Annotated in this window: 18 protein-coding genes; 13 read left to right on the plus strand and 5 right to left on the minus strand. The window is 70.8% G+C overall.

The annotated features are described in order from the left end of the window. Nucleotides 1-16: 16 nt before the first annotated feature. The 5 genes from IEX89_RS00110 (at nucleotide 17) to IEX89_RS00130 (ending at nucleotide 7,189) form a co-directional block, all read left to right on the plus strand. Nucleotides 17-913 (plus strand): isocitrate lyase/PEP mutase family protein, encoded by an 897-nt coding sequence (locus tag IEX89_RS00110; RefSeq protein WP_188908198.1) that lies wholly within the window; start codon nucleotides 17-19, stop codon nucleotides 911-913. Further along, nucleotides 910-2,649, plus strand: coding sequence for a hydantoinase B/oxoprolinase family protein (locus IEX89_RS00115; protein WP_188908200.1), 1,740 nt, complete (start codon nucleotides 910-912; stop codon nucleotides 2,647-2,649). The genes IEX89_RS00110 and IEX89_RS00115 overlap by 4 nt, the downstream gene beginning before the upstream one ends. 232 nt (nucleotides 2,650-2,881) lie before the next feature. Continuing rightward, nucleotides 2,882-4,969: a hydantoinase/oxoprolinase family protein gene (locus IEX89_RS00120; RefSeq protein WP_244645038.1), complete on the plus strand. Its 2,088-nt coding sequence runs from the start codon at nucleotides 2,882-2,884 to the stop codon at nucleotides 4,967-4,969. 223 nt (nucleotides 4,970-5,192) lie between these two features. Then, nucleotides 5,193-5,792, plus strand: coding sequence for a cysteine hydrolase family protein (locus tag IEX89_RS00125; protein ID WP_188908202.1), 600 nt, complete (start codon nucleotides 5,193-5,195; stop codon nucleotides 5,790-5,792). Further along, the gene (locus IEX89_RS00130) at nucleotides 5,789-7,189 is read left to right on the plus strand and encodes an FAD-dependent oxidoreductase (RefSeq protein ID WP_188908205.1); all 1,401 of its coding nucleotides are present in this window, start codon (nucleotides 5,789-5,791) and stop codon (nucleotides 7,187-7,189) included. Before IEX89_RS00125 ends, IEX89_RS00130 begins: the two co-directional genes overlap by 4 nt. Here IEX89_RS00130 and IEX89_RS00135 read toward each other — a convergent pair whose 3' ends face one another. Together IEX89_RS00135 and ilvD are read right to left on the minus strand one after the other, a co-directional pair. Further along, nucleotides 7,190-8,005, minus strand: a complete 816-nt coding sequence (locus tag IEX89_RS00135; RefSeq protein ID WP_188908207.1) for a tetratricopeptide repeat protein — start codon at nucleotides 8,003-8,005, stop codon at nucleotides 7,190-7,192. Next, nucleotides 7,992-9,722, minus strand: a complete 1,731-nt coding sequence (gene ilvD / locus IEX89_RS00140) for a dihydroxy-acid dehydratase (protein ID WP_188908209.1) — start codon at nucleotides 9,720-9,722, stop codon at nucleotides 7,992-7,994. The genes IEX89_RS00135 and ilvD overlap by 14 nt, the downstream gene beginning before the upstream one ends. Before the next feature lie 514 nt (nucleotides 9,723-10,236). Between ilvD and IEX89_RS00145 the strand changes: the two genes are divergently transcribed. Beyond that, nucleotides 10,237-11,124: a diiron oxygenase gene (locus IEX89_RS00145; RefSeq protein ID WP_188908211.1), complete on the plus strand. Its 888-nt coding sequence runs from the start codon at nucleotides 10,237-10,239 to the stop codon at nucleotides 11,122-11,124. Between the two features lie 47 nt (nucleotides 11,125-11,171). Next, nucleotides 11,172-11,975, plus strand: coding sequence for a class-II aminoacyl-tRNA synthetase family protein (locus IEX89_RS00150; RefSeq protein WP_188908213.1), 804 nt, complete (start codon nucleotides 11,172-11,174; stop codon nucleotides 11,973-11,975). Nucleotides 11,976-11,998: 23 nt separating this feature from the next. Here the strand turns inward: IEX89_RS00150 and IEX89_RS00155 are convergent, their stop codons facing one another. Next, nucleotides 11,999-13,030, minus strand: a complete 1,032-nt coding sequence (locus IEX89_RS00155; RefSeq protein WP_188908215.1) for a helix-turn-helix domain-containing protein — start codon at nucleotides 13,028-13,030, stop codon at nucleotides 11,999-12,001. A 154-nt stretch (nucleotides 13,031-13,184) separates the two neighbouring features. On the opposite strand from IEX89_RS00155, the gene IEX89_RS00160 reads away from it, so the two are divergent. The 3 genes from IEX89_RS00160 to IEX89_RS00170 all read left to right on the plus strand — a co-directional run bounded on the left by IEX89_RS00160 (nucleotide 13,185) and on the right by IEX89_RS00170 (nucleotide 16,083). Next, on the plus strand, nucleotides 13,185-14,243 hold the full coding sequence (locus IEX89_RS00160) for an alpha/beta hydrolase family protein (protein ID WP_188908217.1): 1,059 nt from the start codon (nucleotides 13,185-13,187) through the stop codon (nucleotides 14,241-14,243). Nucleotides 14,244-14,347: 104 nt separating this feature from the next. Beyond that, the gene (locus IEX89_RS00165; RefSeq protein WP_188908219.1) at nucleotides 14,348-15,325 is read left to right on the plus strand and encodes an ABC transporter ATP-binding protein; all 978 of its coding nucleotides are present in this window, start codon (nucleotides 14,348-14,350) and stop codon (nucleotides 15,323-15,325) included. Beyond that, on the plus strand, nucleotides 15,322-16,083 hold the full coding sequence (locus IEX89_RS00170; RefSeq protein ID WP_188908221.1) for an ABC transporter permease: 762 nt from the start codon (nucleotides 15,322-15,324) through the stop codon (nucleotides 16,081-16,083). The genes IEX89_RS00165 and IEX89_RS00170 overlap by 4 nt, the downstream gene beginning before the upstream one ends. A gap of 39 nt (nucleotides 16,084-16,122) precedes the next feature. Here IEX89_RS00170 and IEX89_RS00175 read toward each other — a convergent pair whose 3' ends face one another. Beyond that, nucleotides 16,123-17,295 (minus strand): isovaleryl-CoA dehydrogenase, encoded by a 1,173-nt coding sequence (locus tag IEX89_RS00175; RefSeq protein WP_188908223.1) that lies wholly within the window; start codon nucleotides 17,293-17,295, stop codon nucleotides 16,123-16,125. 107 nt (nucleotides 17,296-17,402) lie between these two features. Between IEX89_RS00175 and IEX89_RS00180 the strand changes: the two genes are divergently transcribed. The 3 genes from IEX89_RS00180 to IEX89_RS00190 all read left to right on the plus strand — a co-directional run bounded on the left by IEX89_RS00180 (nucleotide 17,403) and on the right by IEX89_RS00190 (nucleotide 20,703). Beyond that, entirely contained in the window at nucleotides 17,403-17,864 is a 462-nt protein-coding gene (locus IEX89_RS00180) for a methyltransferase family protein (protein ID WP_188908225.1), read from the plus strand. An 87-nt stretch (nucleotides 17,865-17,951) separates the two neighbouring features. Then, entirely contained in the window at nucleotides 17,952-18,116 is a 165-nt protein-coding gene (locus IEX89_RS00185) for a hypothetical protein (RefSeq protein WP_188908227.1), read from the plus strand. A gap of 103 nt (nucleotides 18,117-18,219) precedes the next feature. Then, nucleotides 18,220-20,703: a putative bifunctional diguanylate cyclase/phosphodiesterase gene (locus IEX89_RS00190; RefSeq protein WP_188908229.1), complete on the plus strand. Its 2,484-nt coding sequence runs from the start codon at nucleotides 18,220-18,222 to the stop codon at nucleotides 20,701-20,703. Between the two features lie 12 nt (nucleotides 20,704-20,715). Here the strand turns inward: IEX89_RS00190 and IEX89_RS00195 are convergent, their stop codons facing one another. Continuing rightward, nucleotides 20,716-21,741 (minus strand): SDR family oxidoreductase, encoded by a 1,026-nt coding sequence (locus IEX89_RS00195; RefSeq protein WP_188908231.1) that lies wholly within the window; start codon nucleotides 21,739-21,741, stop codon nucleotides 20,716-20,718. Nucleotides 21,742-21,960: the final 219 nt, after the last annotated feature.

Consider the following 21,960-nt stretch of genomic DNA (forward strand, 5'->3'; position numbering starts at 1 on the left):
GACGATGGGTAACCCGATGAAGCTCAGAGATCGCTTGAACGGAGACGGCATCACCGTCGCGCCGGGCGTCTACGACGCGCTCACCGCGCTCCTCGCCGTGGAAGCCGGCTTCTCGACGCTCTACGTCTCCGGCGCCGCGCAGGCCTATACGCGGCTCGGCCGGCCCGACATCGGCCTCGTCGCGATGAGCGAGGTGGCGGACCAGGTGGCGCTGATCCGCGACCGCGTGGCGGCGGATCTCGTCGTGGACGCGGATACGGGCTACGGCAATGCGCTCAACGTGCAGCGGACGGTGCGCGTCTTCGAGCGCGCCGGCGCGAGCGCGCTGCAGCTCGAGGACCAGACCTTCCCCAAGCGCTGCGGGCACCTCTCCGACAAGGGCGTGATCCCCGCCGGCGAGATGGTGGGCAAGGTCAAGGCCGCCGTCGATGCGCGGGCGAGCGAGGATACGCTGATCATCGCGCGCACCGACGCGGTCGCGGTGGAGGGCTTCGAGCAGGCGATCGAGCGCGCGCATCTCTACGCCGAAGCGGGCGCGGACGTGCTCTTCGTCGAGGCGCCGCGCACGGAGGACCAGCTGCGGGGCGTCGTCTCGGCGCTGGGGCGCACGAAGCCGTTGATGGCCAACATGGTGGAGGGCGGCCACACGCCGCTGACCGAGGCCGCCGCGCTGGAGCGGATCGGCTTCAAGCTCGTGATCTTCCCCGGCGCCATCGTGCGCGTGCTCGCCCGCACGGCGCGGGAATTCTACCGCACCCTCGCCGCGAACGGCGCCTCCGCCCCCTTCGCGGACCGGATGTTCACCTTCGACGAGCTCAACGCCGTCATCGGCACGCCCGAGATGCTGGCGCTCGGCGAGAGCTACGAGCCGCAGAAGCCGGCCTCCCCGGCAAAGCCCGGAGAGCGCGCGTGAGCCCCGCCCTCGACCCCGTCACCTTCGCCGTGCTCAAGGGCCGGCTCGAGCAGATCGCGGACGAGATGGACGCGACGCTCTACCGCTCGGCCTTCAACCCGATCATCGCGGAGGCCCGCGACGCCTGCCACGGCCTCTACCATCGCGAGACCGGCGACACGCTCGTCCAGGGCGCGAAGGGCCTGCCGATCTTCGTGGGCGCCATGGCCTTCGCGGTGCGCGCCGTCATCGACATCGTGAAGCGCACCGGCGACCTCGCGCCCGGCGACGTGTTCCTGTTCAACGACCCTTATGCGGGCGGCACCCACCTCAACGATTTTCGCCTCGTGCGCCCCATCTTCCGGAACGGCGAGCTGTTCTGCTGGCTCGCCTCCGTCGGCCATTGGCTCGACATCGGCGGCAACGTGCCGGGCGGCTACAATCCGCAGGCCGTCGAGTGCTTCCAGGAGGGCGTGCTGATCCCGCCGGTACGGCTCTTCCGGGCGGGCGTTCTGCAGGAGGACATCGTCTCGATCCTGCGGGCGAACACGCGCGTGCCGGATTCGAACTGGGGCGACCTCAACGGCCAGCTCAACGCCCTCGACCTCGGCGAGGGCCGCCTCCACGCGCTCGTCGACGAGTACGGCGAGGCGACGATCGAGGCCGCCTTCGAGGCCTTCTCCGCCCGCGCCGAGGCGCTCATGCGCGAGGCGATCGCCTCGCTGCCGGACGGGACCTATTCCTACGAGGACTATCTCGACAACGACGGCATCACCGACGACAGGCTCACCATCGCGCTCGAGGTGACGATCGCCGGCGACACGATGCGCCTCGACTTCTCCCGCTCCTCGCCGCCCTGCCGAGGCCCCGTCAACATCGCCCGCTCGACCGCGGTGGCGGCCTGCTACGTCGCCCTGAAGCACGTCTTCACCGAGGTCCCGGCGAACGCGGGATGCCTGCGGCCCATCGCCTTCGACATTCCGGAGACGACCTTCCTCGGCGTCGGCGCGCCGCGTCCCGTCGCGGGCTACACCGAGACGATCCTGCGGATGATCGGCGTCGTCTTCGGCGCGCTGGCCAAGGCCGATCCGGCGCGAGCGACGGCGGGGCCGTTCGGGACGATCAACGCGCTCTCGCTCTCGGGCCATCGCCCGGACGGCAAGCGCTGGGTGATGTTCACCTTCTTCGGCGGCGGGCTCGGCGGCAATCCCGCGAGCGACGGGCTCAATCACGCCAACAACCCGATCTCGACGGCGACCATGCCGCCCGCAGAGATCCTGGAGGCGTCCTATCCCGTGATGTTCACGCAATGGGCGCTGCGCCCCGATTCCGCCGGCGCGGGCGAGCATCGCGGCGGCGTCGGCGCGATCTACGAGGTGGAGGCCCTCGACGCGGGCGGCGCGGAAGTGGCGCTCCTCGGCGAGCGCGGCAAGTTCGCGCCCTTCGGCGTCGCCGGCGGCCTGCCTGCCGAAAAGAACCGCTTCACCTGGGATACGCCGGACGGCCCGCGCGAGCCGCCCTTCGTCTCGAAGATCACGGGCGTGCGCATCGAGGCGGGCGGGCGCGTGCGGCTCGAGAGCCCCGGCGGCGGCGGCTGGGGCGACCCGCGCCGCCGCGCCCCCTCCGCCGTCGCCCGCGACGTGGCCAACGGGCTCGTGAGCGTCGATGCCGCCCGGCAGGACTACGCCGTCGCGGTGGACGCGCGCGGCATCGTCGACGAAGCGCAGACGGCGACGCTTCGGGAGGCGGGGCGATGACGAGCGCGCTCACTCTCCTTCCCTGTAGGGGAAGGTGGATCGACGCCGAAGGCGGCGAGACGGATGGGGCGCGGCGAAGCCGCGTTGCGCGCAGCGGAAATTCCGCGCCGCTGCCCCGCACGGTCGAGACCTGCCCCGGCGATTTCGGCTTCGCCGAACGCGCGTTCCGCGCGCCCCATCCGTCTCGGCTTCGCCGAGCCACCTTCCCCTACAGGGAAGGAGATCGGAGCCAATGAGCGCCCCCATGACGCCCTCCCGCACACCCTCCTCCCGCACCCTGGTCGGCGTCGATGTCGGCGGCACCTTCACCGATCTCGCGTATTTCGACGAGGAGAGCCGCAGCTTCCGCACGGCGAAGGTGCCCTCGAACCGCGGCGACGAGGCGTCCGGCTTCCTCGACGGGCTCTCGGTCTTCGGCGCGGTGTCGGACCTCGGCGCCATCGTCCACGGCACGACGGTGGGGACGAACGCGCTCTTGGAGCGCAAGGGCGCGCGCATCGGCGTGATCACGACGCGCGGTTTTCGCGACGTGCTGGAGATGCGCCGGCGCGATCGCCTGCACACCTGGGGCCTGTGGGGCGACTTCACGCCGATCACCGAGCGCCGCCTGCGCCTCGAGGTCGGCGAGCGCACGCTCGCCGACGGCACGATCCGCGAGGCCGTCGATCCGGCGGAGGTGGAGCGCGCCGTGCGCGCGCTGCTGGCGGAGGGCGCCGAGGCGCTCGCCATCGTCTTCATCAACGCCTACGCCAACCCGGCCAACGAGCGTGCGGCCCTCGACGCCGCCCGCGCGGTGTGGCCGAACCCGCACGTCTGCGCCTCCACCGAGATCCTCCCCGAGATCCGCGAGTTCGAGCGCTCCTCGACGACTGCGCTCAATGCCTACCTGATGCCGGTGGTCGCCTCCTATCTCGCGAAGCTGGAGGACGCCCTCGCCTCCGCGGCCTTCCCGGGCTCGTTCCACATCGTGCAGTCGAACGGCGGCGTGATGTCGACGCAGACGGCGCGGCGCCTGCCGGTGCGAACCGCCCTCTCGGGACCGGCGGCGGGCGTCATCGCCGCCGCGGCCATCGCGCGGGCGGCAGGGGTCGAGAACATCATCACCGCCGATCTCGGCGGCACCTCCTTCGACGTCTCCCTCGTCGCCGGTGGCGAGGCGGCGCTCGCGGCGCAGACGACGATCGATTTCGGCCTCGTCATCCGCACGCCGATGATCGAGATCGCGACCATCGGCGCCGGCGGCGGCTCCATCGCCTCCGTCGATGCCGGCGGGCTGATCGCGGTGGGCCCCGAAAGCGCCGGCTCGCGTCCGGGGCCCGTCGCCTACGGCCAGGGCAACGAGCGTCCGACGCTCACCGACGCCAACGTCGTGCTCGGGCGCATCAACGCCGAGCGCCCCATCGGCGGCAAGCTCGCGCGGCTCGACGTGGACGCCGCGCGCGCGGCCATCGCGCGGGAGATCGGCGAGCCGCTCGGGCTCTCGCCCCTCGACGCCGCGGAGGCGATCGTGAAGGTCGCCAACGCCAAGATGGCGGGCGCCATCCGCCTCGTCTCCATCGAGCGCGGACACGACCCGGCGAAGTTCGCCGCCGTGCCCTTCGGCGGTGGCGGGGCGCTGCACGTCGGCGCGCTGATCCGCGACGTCGGGCTGAAATCGGCGCTCGTGCCGCGCTATCCGGGCGTCACCTCGGCGCTCGGCTGCATCATCGCCGACATCCGCCACGACCAGGTGCTGACGCTCAACCTCATGCTCGACGGCCTCGACGAGGCGGCGCTCCAGGAGCGGCTCGTCGCGGCGGGGCATGAGGCGCGCGAGGTCGTCGCCCATGCGGGCCTCTCGACGGAAGGGATCGCGATCGTCTTCGAGCTCGACATGCACTATGTCGGCCAGACCCACACCGTCGCCGCCCGCCTTCCCGCGGGCATCGGCAGCGATGCCGCGCCGGTGACGGCCGCGATCGTGCGCGCCGCCTTCGAGCAGGCCTACGGCGCCGCGTTCAGCCGGCTCCTGCCGGGCATTCCCGTGAAGATCGTCTCGCTGCGCACCGCCGCCATCGGCAAGCGCCCGAGCTTCGACCTGAAGGCGCTCGCGCCCATGCCGGACGCCAGCCTCGACAAGGCCGCACGGGGCACCCGGCCGGTCTATTTCGAGGGCGCGTTCCACGACACGGCGATCTATTCGCGCCTCGACCTCCCCGTCGGCGCCATCGTTCCCGGGCCCGCCATCCTCGAGCAGCCCGACGCCACCACCGTCGTCGACCCCGGCCTCATGGCCCACGTCGACGCTTTCGGCAATTTGATCGTCGAGCGCGGCGGGTGAGATCGCCGTCCGCATCTCGCGCGACACGCTCCCCTCTCCCTCGTCGAGAGGGGCTGGGGGTGTGGGGCGTGCAAGACGATCACCGGCCCCGATGCCGTCTCCCGGAGCCCTTGGCGAACCATCCGAGAGCTTTCGACGCCCCACACCCCCGACCCCTCTCCACGAGGGAGAGGGGAGACCGTCGGCGCCCTTCATCCGCGATGACGTCAGAGGAACGAGCCTCATGATCGACCCCGCCCGCACAGCCCTCCTCGTCGTCGACCTGCAGAACGACTTCGTCCATCCCGATGGCGCCTATGCCCGCGGCGGGCAGACGTCGGAGGCGATCGCCGCGCTGCCCGCGCGGGTGAAGCCGCTCGCCGACGCCATGCGCGCGGCGGGCGGGCTCGTCGTCTCGACGCAGTTCACGCTCCAGCCGGGTCGCGGCGGGGAGCCGCTGATCTCGCCGCATCTGAAAGCGATGCGCCCGTTCCTGCGGCGCGGCGACTTCCTGCCTGGCTCCTGGGGTCACGCGCTGGTCGATACGCTGCAGCCGGCCGACGTGGTGATCGAGAAGGTGGCCTATTCCGCCTTCTACATGACGCGGCTCGAATGGGTGCTGCGCAAGCTCGACGTCGACCGGCTCCTCGTCGCCGGCATCGTCACGAACGGCGGCGTCGCCTCGACGGTGCGGGAGGCGCACGTGCGCGACATCGAGGTCACGGTGCTGACCGACGGCTGCGCGGCCTTCTCGCATGAGGTGCACGAGACGGCGCTCGCCGCGCTCGCGCCGGTGGCGCGCCTGGCGATGATCGCGGATGCCCTGGCGGAGATGCCGCGATGAGCGTGGTGCGTTTCGAGACACCGGATTACGAGGTGGAGGCGCCGGTCCTCGTCGTCGGCGCGGGCGCGGCCGGCCTCGTCGCGGCGCTCGCGGCGAGGGCGAAGGGCGCCGAGATCGTCGTGCTCGAGCGCGATCCCCTCCCGCGAGGCTCGACGGCGCTGTCCGCCGGCCTGATCCCTGCCGCCGGCACCCGCTGGCAGACGGCGGCGGGCGCGCAGGATTCGCCGGAGCTCTTCGCCGCGGATATCCTGGCGAAGGCCGAGAACGAGCCCGATCCCGCCGCCGTGAAGCGCCTCGCGGCGCTGTCGGGCCCCGTGATCGAGTGGCTGGCAGACGCGCACGGGCTCGACTTCTCGCTCGTGGACGACTTCCGCTATCCCGGCCATTCCGCTTATCGCATGCACGGCCTGCCCAGCCGCTCGGGTGAGGAGCTGGTCGACCGGCTGCGCCAGGCCGCGGAGGCGGCGGACGTCGCGATCCTCACGGGCGCCCACGTCACGGCGCTTTTCGCGACGCCCGATCGCCGCGTCACCGGCGTCGAGATCGCGCGCCCGGACGGATCACGCGAGCGGATCGGCTGCGGCGCCCTGATCCTCGCCTGCAACGGCTATGGCGGGAACAAGGAACTGGTGGCGCAGCATATCCCGCAGATGCGCGACGCGCTCTATTTCGGCCATCCCGGGAACCAGGGCGACGCCGTGCTCTGGGGCGAGGCGCTCGGCGCGCGCACCCGCCATCTCGGAGGACATCAGGGCCACGGCTCGGTCGCGCATCCGCACGGGATCCTGATCACCTGGGCGACGATCATGGAGGGCGGCGTTCAGGTGAACGCCGAAGGGCGGCGCTTCGCCGACGAGAGCCAAGGCTATTCGGAGGCGGCGGCCGGCGTCATCGCTCAGCCGGACGCCATCGCCTTCACGATCTTCGACGCGCGCATCGCCGGCATCGCCCGCCAGTTCGAGGACTTTCGCCAGGCGGAGGCGCAGGGCGCGGTGATCGAGGCCGCGGACGCGACCACCCTCGCCGAGCGGCTCGGGCTGCCGGCGGACGCGCTGGCGCACACCCTCGACGAGGTCGAGCGCCTGAAGGCGCAGGGCGGGACGGACACGTTCGGCCGCAGCTTCTCCGGCGTGAAGCCGCTCGTGCCGCCCTATCGCGCCGTGCGCGTGACGGGCGCGCTCTTCCACACGCAGGGCGGGCTCGTGGTCGACGACGATGCGCGCGTCGTCGGCGAGGACGGCGGCCCGCTGCCGAACATGTTCGCGGCGGGCGGTGCGGCCTGCGGCGTGTCGGGCTCGAAGGCGTCGGGCTATCTCTCGGGGAACGGGCTCCTCAGCGCCGTCGCCTGGGGCTACGCGGCGGGAGGCGCGGCCGCGGACGACGCGGCCTCGCGCTGATCAGCGATCCGTCTGCAGGTGGCGCTCGAGATAGGCGAGCGCGCCGCGGCGATCGCTTTCGGTCGCATCGGCGAAGGCGTCGGCGTGGAGGTCCGCGATCCAGGAGGCGCCCACGGAATCCGCCGCGCCGTCGCGGGCGAGCGTCAGCCACATCAGGCCGAGGGAGCGCTGGCGCGGCACGCCGTCTCCGGTGACGAGCATGTTGCCGAGCACGGCCTGCGCGGCGACGTGCCCCTTCTCGGCGGCGAGGTGGAGCCAGCGCGCGGCGATGCGCGCATTGGTCTCGACGCCGTTTCCGTCGAGGTAGAGCCGCGCGAGGTTGTACTGCGCGTCCGCGTCGCCGAACCAGGAGGCGGCGTAGGAGAACATCTCGTGGGCACGCGCGGGGTTGCGCCGCACGTAGGTGCCGGGAATTCCGTCGAGAAAATAAGCACCGAGCGCCACGAAGGCGTTGGAGACGACGCCGGCGTCGAGCGCGTCCGGCGACTGCTCGGCGTGGCCGTCGGCGATCTTCGAGAAATATTCGAAGGCCTTGAGATCGTCGTGGGTCACGCCGTCGCCGGCCGCGTACATGCGCCCGAGCTTCCACTGGGCGAGCGTGTCCCCCTGCACGGCGGCGAACTCGAGCGCGCGCACCGCGCTCGCCTTGTCGCCGGCATTGTAGTCGCGCATGCCCGTGCGCAGCGCGTCGCGCACGGAGGCGAAGGGGGACTCCGCCTGCGTACGGGCCGCGTCGACGGCGAGCGCCGGCCCCGCGAGGAGGCCGAGCGCGATCGTCGTCGCGAGCGCGCGGGATGTCAGATCAGAGATCCGCATAGCACTGCTTTTCGCCCTTGCCGCCCGGATGGGTCACCGCGCCGTAGCGGGCGGGGCCGACCGTCTGGGCGAACTTCCAAACCACGCCCGAGCCGTAGGCCGTCTCCCGCGGCTGCCATTCCTGGCGGCGCCGGTCGAGCTCCTCGTCGGAGAGAAGAACGTTCAGGACGCCGTTGATCGCGTCCATCTCGATGATGTCGCCATCCTTCAGGAGGCCGATGGGCCCGCCCACGGCGGCCTCGGGCCCGACATGGCCGATGCAGAAGCCGCGCGTGGCGCCCGAGAAGCGCCCGTCGGTGATCAGCGCGACCTTGTCGCCCATGCCCTGGCCGTAGAGCGCCGCGGTGGTGGAGAGCATCTCGCGCATGCCGGGGCCACCCTTGGGGCCCTCGTAGCGGATGACGAGCACGTCGCCCTCCTGGTAGGCACGGTTCTTCACCGCCTCGAAACAGGCCTCCTCGCCGTCGAAGACGCGCGCGGGGCCCTTGAAGACCTGCTTCTCGGGGGGCATGCCGGCGACCTTCACGATCGCGCCCTCGGGGGCGAGGTTGCCCTTCAGGCCCACCACGCCGCCGGTGACGGTGATCGGCTTGTCGGCCGGGCGCACCACGTCCTGATCGGCGTTCCACTTCACCGAGGCCATGTTCTCGGCCATCGTGCGGCCGGTGACCGTCATGCAGTCGCCGTGCATGTAGCCCTGGTCGAGCAGCGTCTTCATCAGGAGCGGAATGCCGCCGACCTCGAAGAGATCCTTGGCGACGTATCGTCCGCCGGGCTTCAGGTCCGCGATGTAGGGCGTGCGCTTGAAGATCTCGGCGACGTCGAAGAGGTCGAACTCGATGCCGCATTCGTGCGCGATCGCCGGCAGGTGCAGCGCGGCGTTGGTCGAGCCGCCCGAGGCCGCGACCACGGTCGCGGCGTTCTCCAGCGCCTTGCGGGTGACGATGTCGCGCGGGCGGATGTTCTTGGCGATCAGGTCCATCACCATCTCGCCGGCCGTCATGCAGAATTGGTCGCGGATCTCGTAGGGCGCCGGCGCGCCTGCGGAGTAGGGCAGCGCGAGGCCGATCGCCTCGGAGACCGTCGCCATGGTGTTGGCCGTGAACTGCGCGCCGCAGGCGCCCGCCGACGGGCAGGCCACCTTCTCGAGCTCGGCGAGGTCCTCGTCCGACATGGCGCCGACGGAATGCTTGCCGACGGCCTCGAACACGTCCTGCACCGTGACGGGCTGGCCGCGGAACGAGCCCGGAAGGATCGAGCCGCCGTAGATGAAGACGGAGGGCACGTTCAGGCGGACCATGGCCATCATCATGCCCGGCAGGGACTTGTCGCACCCAGCCATGCCGACGAGGGCGTCGTAGCCGTGGCCGCGCATGGTCAGCTCGACCGAATCCGCGATCACGTCGCGGGACGGGAGCGAGGAGCGCATGCCCTCGTGGCCCATGGCGATGCCGTCGGTGACGGTGATGGTGCAGAACTCGCGCGGGGTCCCGCCCTGGGCCGCGACGCCCTTCTTCACCGCCTGCGCCTGGCGCATGAGGGCGATGTTGCAGGGTGCGGCCTCGTTCCAGCAGGTGGCGACGCCGACGAAGGGCTGGTGGATCTGCTTCTCCGTCAGCCCCATGGCGTAGTAGTAGGACCGGTGCGGCGCGCGCGCGGGCCCCTCCGTCACGTGACGGCTCGGCAGCTTCGACTTGTCGTACGTGCGCTCGCTCATAGCCCTCGTTCCTTCCCACAGACGCTTTGCCGCCCGCTTAACGACCCTTCGTGAGACGCTGGTCGCGCGGGCTCTCCTCATACGCAAGCGGAACGGTTCCCGCCAAGAACCGCCCGATACCGCCGAGCCTTCGCCGACGCCGCATGCCGGGCCTCGGCGAGGCCCGGTGCGCACGCTCGGATCGTCTCGGGGGAACGCTAAAGCGTTGAAAAGGCGAGCGTTTGTGACACGATGGACCATGCTCCCGGAAAGTGGCGGGATCGCGGCGCGGACCATGGCCGCAGCCGCCGCCCGGTTCGATGCGGCCCGTGTGTTGCGAGGCGGCAACATTTCGTGAGGCGGGCACGACCCGCGCGGCGCCCGGCGTCGGAACTCGCGACGCAGGATACGACGCGACGGGGCTGCGCGCTTGACGGTTCGCGTCGAGGTTGTCATAGTCGACTGCAATTAAAAGTTACGTCGGTCAGGAATTGCCGCCGCGTCAACAACCCCGTCGCGAAGGGAGGCCCCGTCCATGCAGATCGATCCGCAGCGCATCCAACGCCTCGTCTCGCTCTCGAAGAGCAAGGCCTACGATCCCTACGAGCGCTTCGACTGGCCCGACAGCCTCGCCCTCGATCGGCTGTGGTGCGACGAGGATCTGCTGACCACCCACGGCACCGCGGTCCACGATCGCCTCTCGTTCGAGCAGAAGGCCGCGCTCAGCAAGTGGGAGGCGGTGAACTTCTTCAGCCTGAACGTGCACGGCATCAAGGGCGTCATGGAATTCGTCTCGCGCTGCATCTACGAGGAGCGGTACGACGACATCTCGGAATACCTGCACATCTTCATCGCCGAAGAGAACGCCCACATGTGGTTCTTCGCGGCCTTCTGCCGGCGCTATGCACGGACGATCTATCCGACACCCGCGTTCTCGACCGGCGACGTGCAGGATCGGCTGGAGGCGGACCTGTACATGTTCGCCAGCACCCTCGTCTTCGAGGAGTTCGTCGACTTCTACAATCACAAGGTCGGCACCAACCCGGACGTCGCCGACATCGTGCGCGAGATCAACCACCAGCACCATCTCGACGAGTCGCGGCACGTCTCCTTCGGGCGGGAGGTGGTGAAGGATCTCTACGGCGAGATCCTGTCCCGCGACGGCTCGAACGAGACCCGCGAGCGCATCGCCCGCACGATCGAGGGCATCATCCGCTACTTCATCAGCCTGATGTACAACCCCCAGGCCTATATCGACGCGGGCGTCGTCGAGGCGTCGGGCTTCAAGACCGCGAGCGCGCTCCGCAACGCCCTGCGCACCGATCCGGCGCGGCGCGAGCATCACGGCGTCTGGTTCCGCCGCACGGCCGACTTCTTCCGCCGCTCGGGGCTGATCGAGGACGTCTCCTTCGTCACGCAATGAGGCACGCGCCGCGCCCGGCGGCGCGGACGCCAGAGAGGAGCGTCACCATGGATCTCGTGGACGGCTGGTATCACGTGCGGATGGCGCTCGAGCGGGCGCTCGACGACCTCTTCGCCCTCGACCCGCGCGCCTTCGTCGAGTTCGACAGCGTGGTCGGGACCGAGGACATGGAGGCGCTCGGATACGTGCGCAACTTCCCGCACCTCACCTGCCTGATGTGCTCGCTGCCGCCCGCGCGGCTCGGCGCGTTCTCCAAGGGCGAGGAGCGCCTTTCCCGCGGCTATCAGGCGGTGGACGTCGACTTCGCGCTCCTGCCGGCGGCCTGCTACAAGATCTATCTCGGGCTGCGGGGCCGGCGCCTCGACGCCGAGCGCGTCGTCGGCTGCATCGCCAAGTGCTTCCGCCACGAGGACAAGCCGCTCGACGCCTACCGCGCCGTAAACTTCACGATGAAGGAATACGTCCATCTCGGCTCGGCGCAAGCCGCGCAGGCGCATCTCGAGGCGGGCGCGGCGCGCATCGACGCCCTCATGCGCCACCTCGGCCTCGCCTACGGCACCGAGACCGCGAGCGACCCCTTCTTCGACGCGACGACATCCGTCGCCGTCATGTCGCGGCTGATGCCGACGAAGCGCGAGATCGTCTACGACGGGCACGCCGTCTCCTCGCTGAACTATCATCGCAATTATTTCGGCGACAAGTTCGACATCCGCCTCGGCGAGGAGCCGGTGCATACGAGCTGCGTCGCCTTCGGGATCGAGCGCTGGATGGCGATGCTGGCGGAGCGCTTCGGCGAGGCGGCCGCGGCGGAGGAGGCGCTTCGCGGCTTCGAGGCGGGGCAAGCGGCCTGAGACGCGCGTCGCGAGCGGCTGCATCACCCCCGCCGCTCGGCGAGCCAGGCCGTGGGGCTCGTGCCCGTGACGCGCAGGAATTCGCGGTTGAAGTTCGACTTCGTGCCGAAGCCACTCTCCAGCATCGCCCTTGTCACCCCCTCCCCCGATACGAGCAGCCCGCAGGCATGGGCGACGCGGTGGCGGTTGACGAAGCGCGAGACGTTCTCCGCATGCGCGCGGTTGATGGCGGCGGAGAGCACCTTCGCCGGCACGCCGAGGCGTCGCGCGAGGCGTGCGAGGGTGAGATCCGGGTCGAGGTGCGGCCGCTCGCGCGCCATGAGCGCGTCGAGCCGCGCGATGAGCTCCGCCTCGCGCGCGGCGTCCTGCGGGTCGCGGCTCTCGGGTGAAACGCTCTCCGACGTGACGGGCTCGTCCTCGCCCGATATGGTGCCGTCGTCGGCCGGTGGCGAGACGTCGCGCGAGAGCGCCAGCGCGCCGATGGCGAGGAGCGCGCCCGCCGTGAAGGCGCTGATGATCGGCGCGCGCCACGCGCCCGCACCGAGCACCATGTCGGCGGCGATGAGCGCATCGCTCGCCGCCGACGCCAAGAGAAGGACGCCGATCGCCCGCCAGGTGCGGGCGGGCACCTCGCCGCTCGAGAGCCGCGCCGTCGGCAGCGCCGCGCCGGGCCGTGCGGCGACGAGGAGCGCGAGGCCGTAGCCCGCGAAGGCGCCGATGACGATCGCATCGACGAGAACGGGCGCTGCCGTCACCGAGAACGCGGCGGCCAAAGGGACGAGCGCATGCGCCGCGTCCTTCGCCGTGAGCGGACGTGCGGCCGCGGCGATGAAGGCGAGCCAGGCGAGCGGCGGCAGCAGCGTCGCCGTGACCGGCTGGAGCGGGCGCAGGGGTACGAGCCCATAATGCTGGACGAGCGCGACCACCGTCGCCTGCGAGGCGCCGGCGGCGACGAGCGCGAGGAGGAGCGGCGTGCCCTCCCTCCGAATCAGAGCCCGGGCGAGCAGGAAGGCCAGCACGAGGGCGGCGACGAGGGGAACGGGGAGGAGGAGCATCGGGCCAGGACGGAATCGAGACGGAATCGGGACGGGACCGCGCGATCCTAGACCGCGAACCGGTTCGCGGACGACCTAGAACCGGATCTCGGACGCCATGTGGGTGCGTCAGAGGCAGGAAGGAGGCCTCGCAACGTCACCACGAGGTACACCCGTGACCCGCTCCCCCCTCCTCCTCGCCGCCCTCGGCGCCACCTTCGCCGTCCATGGCGCTTTCGCCTCCGAGCCTACGATCGGAACCGCGTCCTTCACCGCTCCCGCCCCGCATCATGGCGCCGACCTCTCGGGCGACGTCTTCTACCCCGCGGGCGATGGCGGCGACGTCGCGCGCGTGGCGGAGAACGTCGTCTTCCACGGCTTCGACGCCCGCCTCGGCGCCTCGCCGGCCGAGGGGCGCCACCCGGTCGTGCTCCTCTCCCACGGCATCGGCGGGCACGTGCGCTCCCTCGCCTGGCTCGCGGCGGGCCTCGCGGAACGCGGCGCGATCGTCGTCGGCGTGGGCCATCCCGGCAGCACGTTCGGCGATTTCGAGCACGAACGCGCCCTCGACCACTGGACGCGCGCGCAGGACCTCTCGGCGGCCCTCGACGCGCTCCTCGCGCACGAGACCTTCGGCCCGCACGTCGATTCGGCGCGGATCTTCGCGGCGGGCTTCTCCTTCGGCGGCTTCACGGCGCTCTCGCTCGGCGGGCTGCGCGGCGATCTCGCGGCCTACACCGCCTTCTGCGCGAACGCGGCACCGCACGTCGCCCATTGCCGCGAGCTGCGCGAGGCCGGCATCGACCTCACGGCGCGAGCGGCGGCGGAGTGGGACGCGTCCTACGCCGATCCGCGCGTCGTCGGGGTGGCGGCGATCGATCCCGGCTTCCACGCGGGGCTCACCGCGGTCCACGCGGCCGACCTGCCGGAGAATGTCGTCCTGATCGGGCTCGGGGACGAGGGCGAGAGGCTCGTCGCCACCGACTTCACGCCCGGCGGCAGCGGCTTCTCGGCGGCCGTGCCGCAGGCGCGCGTCCACATGATCGCGCCCGCGAACCATTTCTCGGCGCTGCCGCTCTGTAAGCCGGAGGGCGCCGCGCTCCTCGCCGAGGAGGGCGACGACCCGGTCTGCACGGACCCGCCCGGCACCGATCGCGCCGCCGTGCACGCCGCGATCATCGAAGCGATCGCGACGGGATTCATGCTCGATGAGTCCCGGCCGGCCATGCCCTGAGCGGAACGCTCGCGCTCCTGCTCTGCGGCGGGAGGCCTGGACGAACCGCCGCACCTCCTCCATGTGAAGGCTCCCAGATCCCCCGAACGCCCCTCGGAGCCCGCATGAGACCCGCCGCGCACGCCCATCCGGCGCCGCCGCCCGCCGGCGCGGACGATTTCGTCATCCGCGTCGAGGGCCTGGAAAAGACCTATGCCTCGGGCTTCAAGGCCCTCGAAACCGTGGACCTCGCCATCCGCCGCGGCGAGATCTTCGCGCTCCTGGGCGAGAACGGCGCCGGCAAGTCGACGCTCATCGGCGCGATCTGCGGCCTCGTTCGCCCGAGCGGCGGGCGCATCCTCGTCGACGGCCACGACGCCGTCGCCGACTACCGCGCCGTGCGCGCCAAGATCGGCCTCGTGCCGCAGGAGTTGCACGTCGATTCCTTCGAGCGGGTGATGGACACCGTCGCCTTCTCCCGCGGGCTCTTCGGCAAGCCGCGCGATCCCGCCTTCATCGAGGGCATCCTGCGCGAGCTGTCGCTGTGGGAGAAGCGCAACGACAAGATCATCGCGCTCTCGGGCGGCATGAAGCGGCGGCTGCTCATCGCCAAGGCGCTCGCCCACGAGCCGACGATCCTCTTCCTCGACGAGCCCAGCGCCGGCGTCGACGTCGAGCTGCGCCGCGAGATGTGGCAGATGGTGCACCGCCTGCGCGCGCGCGGCGTCACCATCATCCTGACGACGCACTACATCGAGGAGGCCGAGGAGATGGCCGACCGGGTGGGCGTCATCAACAAGGGCGAGATCCTCCTCGTGGAGGAGAAGACGACGCTCATGCGCAAGCTCGGCCGGCGCGAGCTGACGCTGCACCTGCGCGAGCCCCTCGCCGCCCTGCCGGACGGCGTCGCCGGGCCGGCGCTGACCCTCGCCGAGGACGGGCGCTCGCTCACCTACGTCTTCGATTCCCAGAGCGAGGACACCGGCATCGCCGGCCTCCTGCGCAGCCTCGCCGAAGCCGGCATCGAGGTGCGCGACCTCGCCACCTCCGAGAGCTCGCTCGAGGAGATCTTCGTCTCGCTCGTGAGAGGGCGCCCGCAATGAACCTCAACGCCATCCGCGCCATCTACCTGTTCGAGATGAACCGTTTCCGGCGCACGATCATGCAGAGCGTCGCCGCGCCCGTGCTCTCGACCTCGCTCTATTTCATTGTCTTCGGCTCGGCCATCGGCTCGCGCATCGACACGGTGGAGGGCATCGCCTACGGCGCCTTCATCGTGCCGGGGCTGATCATGCTCACCGTGATCACCGAGAGCCTGACCAACGCCTCCTTCGGCATCTACCTGCCGAAGTTCCAGGGCACGATCTACGAGCTGCTCTCCGCGCCCGTCTCGGCGGTGGAGACCGTCATCGGCTACGTGGGCGCGGCGGCGACGAAATCCTTCCTGATCGGCTGCCTCATCCTGGCGACGGCGAGGATCTTCGTCGACTACACCATCCTGCATCCGCTGTTCACGGCGGCCTTCCTGATCCTGACGTGCACGGCGTTCAGCCTGTTCGGCTTCATCATCGGCATCTGGGCGGACTCGTTCCAGCGCCTGCAGTTGATCCCGCTCATGGTGGTGACGCCCCTCGCCTTCCTGGGCGGCACGTTCTACTCCATCACCATGCTGCCCGAGCCGTGGGACACGGTGGCTCTGTTCAACCCGGTCCTCTACCTCGTCAGCGGCTTCCGCTGGAGCTTCTACGGCGTCGCCGACGTGGCCCCTCTGATCAGCCTCGCCATGACGGGCGTGTTCATGCTGATCTGCCTCGGCGTGGTCGCCTGGATCTTCCGGACCGGCTGGCGGCTGAAGAGCTGAGGGACGCCCGCGGATCGCCCGGGACGTCCCGCTTTCGCCTCAAGCGGTCTTCTCGAACAGCTCCCGCCCGATCAGCATGCGGCGAATTTCGCTCGTGCCGGCGCCGATCTCGTAGAGCTTGGCGTCGCGCAAAAGGCGGCCCGTCGGGTAGTCGTTGATGTAGCCGTTGCCGCCCAGCAGCTGGATCGCGTCGAGCGCCATCTGCGTCGCGAGCTCGGCCGCGTAGAGGATGGCGCCGGCGGCGTCCTCGCGCGTGGTGCGGCCGCGGTCGCAGGCCTTGGCGACGGCGTAGACGTAGGCCTTGGCCGCGTTCATGCGCACGTACATGTCGGCGATCTTGCCCTGGACGAGCTGGAACGTGCCGATGGGCTGGCCGAACTGCTTCCTTTCGTGGACGTAGGGCATCACCACGTCCATGGCCGCCTGCATGATGCCCAGCGGCCCCGCCGCGAGCACCGCGCGCTCGTAGTCGAGCCCGGACATCAAGACATTTACGCCCTTGCCGACGGCGCCGAGCACGTTCTCCTCGGGCACCTCGCAATCCTCGAAGACGAGCTCGCAGGTGTCGGAGCCGCGCATGCCGAGCTTGTCGAGCTTCTGGTGCGTGGAGAAGCCCTTCATGCCCTTCTCGATGAGGAAGGCGGTGATGCCGCGCGGGCCCGCGTCCGGATCGGTCTTGGCGTAGACGACGAGCGTCTCGGCGATGGGGCCGTTGGTGATCCACATCTTCGTGCCGTTGAGCACGAAGCGATCGCCCTTCTTGTCGGCGCGGGTGCGCATGGAGACGACGTCCGAGCCCGAGCCGGGCTCGGACATGGCCAGCGCGCCGACATGCTCGCCCGACATCAGCTTGGGGAGATACTTCTGCTTCTGCGCGGCATTGCCGTTGCGGCCGATCTGGTTGATGCACAGGTTCGAATGCGCGCCGTAGGACAGACCCACCGAGGCGGAGGCGCGGGAGATCTCCTCCATCGCCACCACGTGCTCGAGATAGCCGAGCCCGGTGCCGCCGTCCTCCTCCGCGATGGTGATGCCGTGGAGACCGAGCTCGCCCATGGGCACCCACAGGTCGCGCGGGAACTGGTTCGTGCGGTCGATCTCCTCGGCGCGAGGCGCGATCTTCTCCTGGGCGAAGGCCGCGACCGTCTCGCGGATGGCGTCGGCGGTCTCGCCGAGGTCGAAATCGAAGGCGGGGGCGGCGTTGGGGATCATCGGGCGTTCCTCGCGCGTCTGGTCGTTTCCCGCGTTATATCAGGGTGCGGACGCGTGTCACCGGGCCGGTGGTCGCGCGGCATCCGCGCCGCGCAGCGGAGGCGATCATGTCGGACACGCCCAACCGGTGGCCCTGGCCGCCGATCGTCTATCTCGCGACCATCGTCGCGGGCTTTCTCGTCGAGCGCCACCTCGTGCCGACGAGCCATGGCGGCGGGCTCGCGCTGGGCGTGCTCGGCATCGTCGCGATCGCCGCGGGGCTCGGGCTCGATCTGTGGACCGCCTGGACCTTCTCGCGGGCGCGCACCACGATCATGCCCCATCGCGGCGCGAAGGCGCTCGTCACCTGGGGGCCGTTCCGCTTCTCGCGCAACCCGATCTACGTCGGCAACACGCTGCTGACGATCGGGCTCGGCCTCGTCTTCGACAATCTCTGGCTCATGGCGCTGGCCTTCCTCGCCGCCTTCGCCGTCCAGAAGCTCGCCATCGAGCGCGAGGAGGCGCATCTCGCACGGCGCTTCGGCGCGGAATGGGACGCCTACGCCGCGCGGGTGCGGCGCTGGATCTGAGATCCGCGCGCCCGTTCGTTGACGCGCGTGCCCCGGTGCCGTAACCGCGCCTCTCCGGCCCACGCACCGGGACACGAGGAGAGCGCGATGACCAAAGCCCAGATCGCCGCCGCCCTGGAGGCGATCGTCAAGCAGCAGCTCGACGATTGCGAGCGCGCGATCAAGGCCGGCCAGCGCACGATCGCGCTCAACGAGCTCGCCGACGCCATGGCCCAGCTCAAGCAGCTGGCCAAGATCGTCAAGAAGTCCTGATACGTCGTATCCGGTTTAGCTTAGCCCACTAAGTTCTTCTGTTTACGGAGTTTTCGGACTCTCCCGGTAAGCGTCGCGGCAGCGCAGCAACCGCGGAACGTCCATGTTCGTCTCCCCCCGACGCAGCAATCCGACCATCGCGTCGGAGGCCATCGCACTGACGCGCCGCTGGCGTGCGGCGGCGGGACCGCGCCGGGAGGTTCCGCTCTACGAGGACCTCGTCCTCGGCGAGCTCGGCCCCATGGCGGAGCGCTGCGGCGTGCTCGCCCGCAAGGCCGAGGGCTGGGCCTTCATGTTCGCCGGCGAGCGCATCGAGGCTTGGATCGGCCGCACCGTGCGTTCGACGCTCCTCGACGAGCTTCCCACGCACGCCCGCCGTGCGATCGCGGAGGCGGCGGACCGCGCCCTCGCCACCGGCACGCCCGCCGCAGGCGTCGCCAATCGCATCCTCGACGGATCGGTGCTCACGGTCGACCTGACGGTGCTGCCCCTCGCCAGCCGCTGGTCGAGCGAGCCGTGGGTCCTCGTCCATGCGGCGCCGCGCCGGGAGACGATCTCCCTCGTCGAGGCGATCGTGCGCGCCACCGACGACGCGCTCATCGGGCTCTCGGCCCTGCGCGGCGCGGACGGCGCGGTGTTCGACTTCCAGATCGTGACGGCGAACGAAGGCGCCGCGCGTCTCCTCGGGCGCTCGCGCGAGAGCCTCGCCTTCGGGCGGCTCGGCGAGGCGGTGGAGCCGCTCGCGCCCGACATCGTCTCGCGCCTGGCGGGCGTGCTGGAGAGCGGCGAGCGGATCAGCTTCGAGATCGACCTGCCGCTGACCGGGCGCATCGTCCCGGTGCGCGTCAACGCCGCCGCCTTCGGCGACCTGCTCTCGCTCGGCATCACGGACATCAGCGTCTTTCGCGATCGCGAGGCGCGCTTTCGGCTCCTCTACGAGGACAATCCCGCGCCGGTCTGGGTCTACGACGTCGAGACGCTGCGCTTTCTCGAGGTCAACCGCGCCGCCTGCGACCTCTACGGCTACGACCGCGACACCTTCCTCGGCCTCACCGTCCTCGACATCCGCCCGCAGAGCGAGCGCGCCCGCGCCGCCGAGATCGCCCGCACCGTCTGCGGTTCCTATGCCGCGAGCGAGCCTTTCCGGCACCTGCGCGCCGACGGCAGCGAGATCGCGGTCCTCAGCTACGCGCGCTCCATCGAGATGGGCGGCTCGCGGGCCGTCGTTGTGCTCGGCGTCGACGTCACCGAGCGCGAGCGGGCGGAGGCGAAGATCGCCCACATGGCGCTCCACGACGCGCTGACCGATCTGCCCAACCGCGTCCTCTTCCGCGAGCGGGTGGACGAGGCGCTCTCGCGCCTGCGGCGCGCGGGCGACGGCGTCGCGGTCCTATGCCTCGACCTCGATCACTTCAAGGCGGTGAACGACACGCTCGGCCATCCCGTGGGCGACAAGCTCCTCACCCAGGTCGCCGCGCGCCTCACGGCGAACGTGCGCGAGGCCGACATGGTGGCGCGGCTCTCGGGCGACGAGTTCGCCATCGTCGCCCGAGACGCCTGCGCGCCGCAGGCGCTCGACGCGCTCGCCCAGCGCCTCGTCGCCGCCCTCGACGAGCCCTTCGAGATCGACGGCCACCAGGTGGTCATCGGCCTCTCGATCGGCATCGCGATCGCTCCCGCGGACGGGGCCGACGCGGATACGCTGATCAAGAACGCCGACATCGCGCTCTATCGCGCCAAGGCCGAGGGACGGCGGGGCTACCGCTTCTTCGAGGCGAGCATGGATGCGCGGCTGCAGGCGCGGCGGCTGCTCGAGCTCGATCTGCGCGAGGCGGTGCGCCGCGGCGAGCTCGTGCTCCACTACCAGCCGCAGATGGACACCGAGCACGACCGCATCACCGGCTTCGAGGCGCTGCTGCGCTGGCAGCATCCCACGCGCGGCCTGGTTCCGCCCGCCGACTTCATCCCCGTCGCCGAGGAGACCGGGCTCATCGTTCCCATCGGCGAATGGGTGGTGCGTCGCGCCTGCGCCGACGCCACGGCCTGGCGCGAGCCCTACCGCGTGGCGGTGAACCTCTCCCCCGCCCAGTTCAAGAGCAAGGCGCTCGTCGCGAGCATCGTGCACGCGCTCGCCGACACGCGGCTTCCGGCGCAACGGCTCGAGCTCGAGATCACCGAGAGCGTGCTCCTCGCCGAGACCGAGGGCAACCTCGCGACGCTCCACGCGCTCAAGCAGCTCGGCGTGAAGATCTCGCTCGACGATTTCGGGACGGGCTACTCCTCGCTCTCCTACCTGCGCTCGTTCCCGTTCGACAAGATCAAGATCGACCGCTCCTTCGTGCGCGAGCTCTCCGAGCGCGAAGATTCGGCCGCCATCATCCGCGCCATCGCCGGGCTCGGGCAGAGCCTCGGCATGGCGACGATGGCGGAGGGTGTCGAGACGCGCGAGCAGCTCGAGCGGCTGCGCACGCTCGGCCTCACCGAGGTCCAGGGCTACCTGCTCTCACCGCCGCGGCCGGCCGACGCCTTCCCCGAGATCGCTCCGCGGATCACCTCGGCCGAGCGCGACGCGGCCGACGCGGCCTGAGGGCGCGTCGCCTCAGCGCCGGGAGACGCGCCCGAGCGCGAGCCCGATCCCGGCGGCGATCGCCGCGGCCACGACCGCCGTGCCGATGCGCGCCTCCGGCCCGGGCACCCGCATGGCGGACCCCTTCGCCTGCTTGCCGAACGAGCCGCGGGTGCGATGCAGCGCGCGGGAGGCCGGCTGGTAGAGATTGCCCTCCGGGGGGATCTGCCGGCGATCGGGGCCTTCGCGCATCTGCCCCTCGACGGCGTTGGCGCCGAGGTAGCGATCCGCGAGGGAGGGGGCGAGCGCGTTGCCGATGATCGCCGCCGCGGTGACGCCGCCGAGCCACCAGGCGCGCTCGGGCGAGCGGATCGCGTGCACGATGGCGTCGGCCGCGGCCTCCGGCTCGTAGATCGGGCCGGACGGCTTGGGCGGATGACCGATGCGGGCGCGCGCCCAGTCGAACTGGGGCGTGTTGACGCCGGGCAGGTGGACCTCGGTGACGGCGATGTCCATGTCGTCGTGCCGCAGCTCCGTGCGCAGCGAATCGGAGAAGCCGACGATGGCGTGCTTCGCCCCGCAATAGGCGCTCTGCAGCGGGATGCCGCGATAGGCGAGCGCCGAGCCCACCTGCACGATGATGCCGCGCCCGCGCGGACGCATGCTGCGCAAGGCCGCGAGCGTGCCGTGCACGACGCCGAGATAGGTCACCTCCGTCACCCGGCGGTATTCGTCCGGCAGCATCTGGTGGACCGGGGAGAACACGGTCACCATGGCGTCGTTGATCCACACGTCGAGCGCGCCGAAGCGCGACTCGAGCGCGCCGGCGGCGGCGAAGACCGCGTCCGCGTCGGCGACGTCGCAGGGCAGCACCATCGCCTGACCGCCGCGGGCATTCACCTCGCGGGCGACGTCCTCGAGCGCTTCTTCGCTGCGGGCGAGGAGGCCGATCCGCGCACCCTCGTGGGCGAGGCGCAGCGCGATCGCCCGCCCGACCCCGGCGGACGCCCCCGTCAGCATCAGCACCCGTCCCCGGAGATCCTTCAAGCCGCCGCGCATCCGCGCCTCCCTCGTCGTCGATTTCGGGAGCGGCGCCATCGTGCCGCCCCATCGGCCTCGACAATGAGCCTGGCCGCGCGGTCGTTCCCAGGCGGCTTTCTCCTCACCCGCCGGAGACGCGCGCGATGGCGTACTCATCGTTTTGATCTTTTTAAATGACGCTGTGACACGCTGTGTTACAGTCGTGATTCCCACACCTTCTTTCGTAGCGTTGCGCCG

The organism is Salinarimonas ramus (assembly GCF_014645695.1).
Classification (GTDB): domain Bacteria; phylum Pseudomonadota; class Alphaproteobacteria; order Rhizobiales; family Beijerinckiaceae; genus Salinarimonas; species Salinarimonas ramus.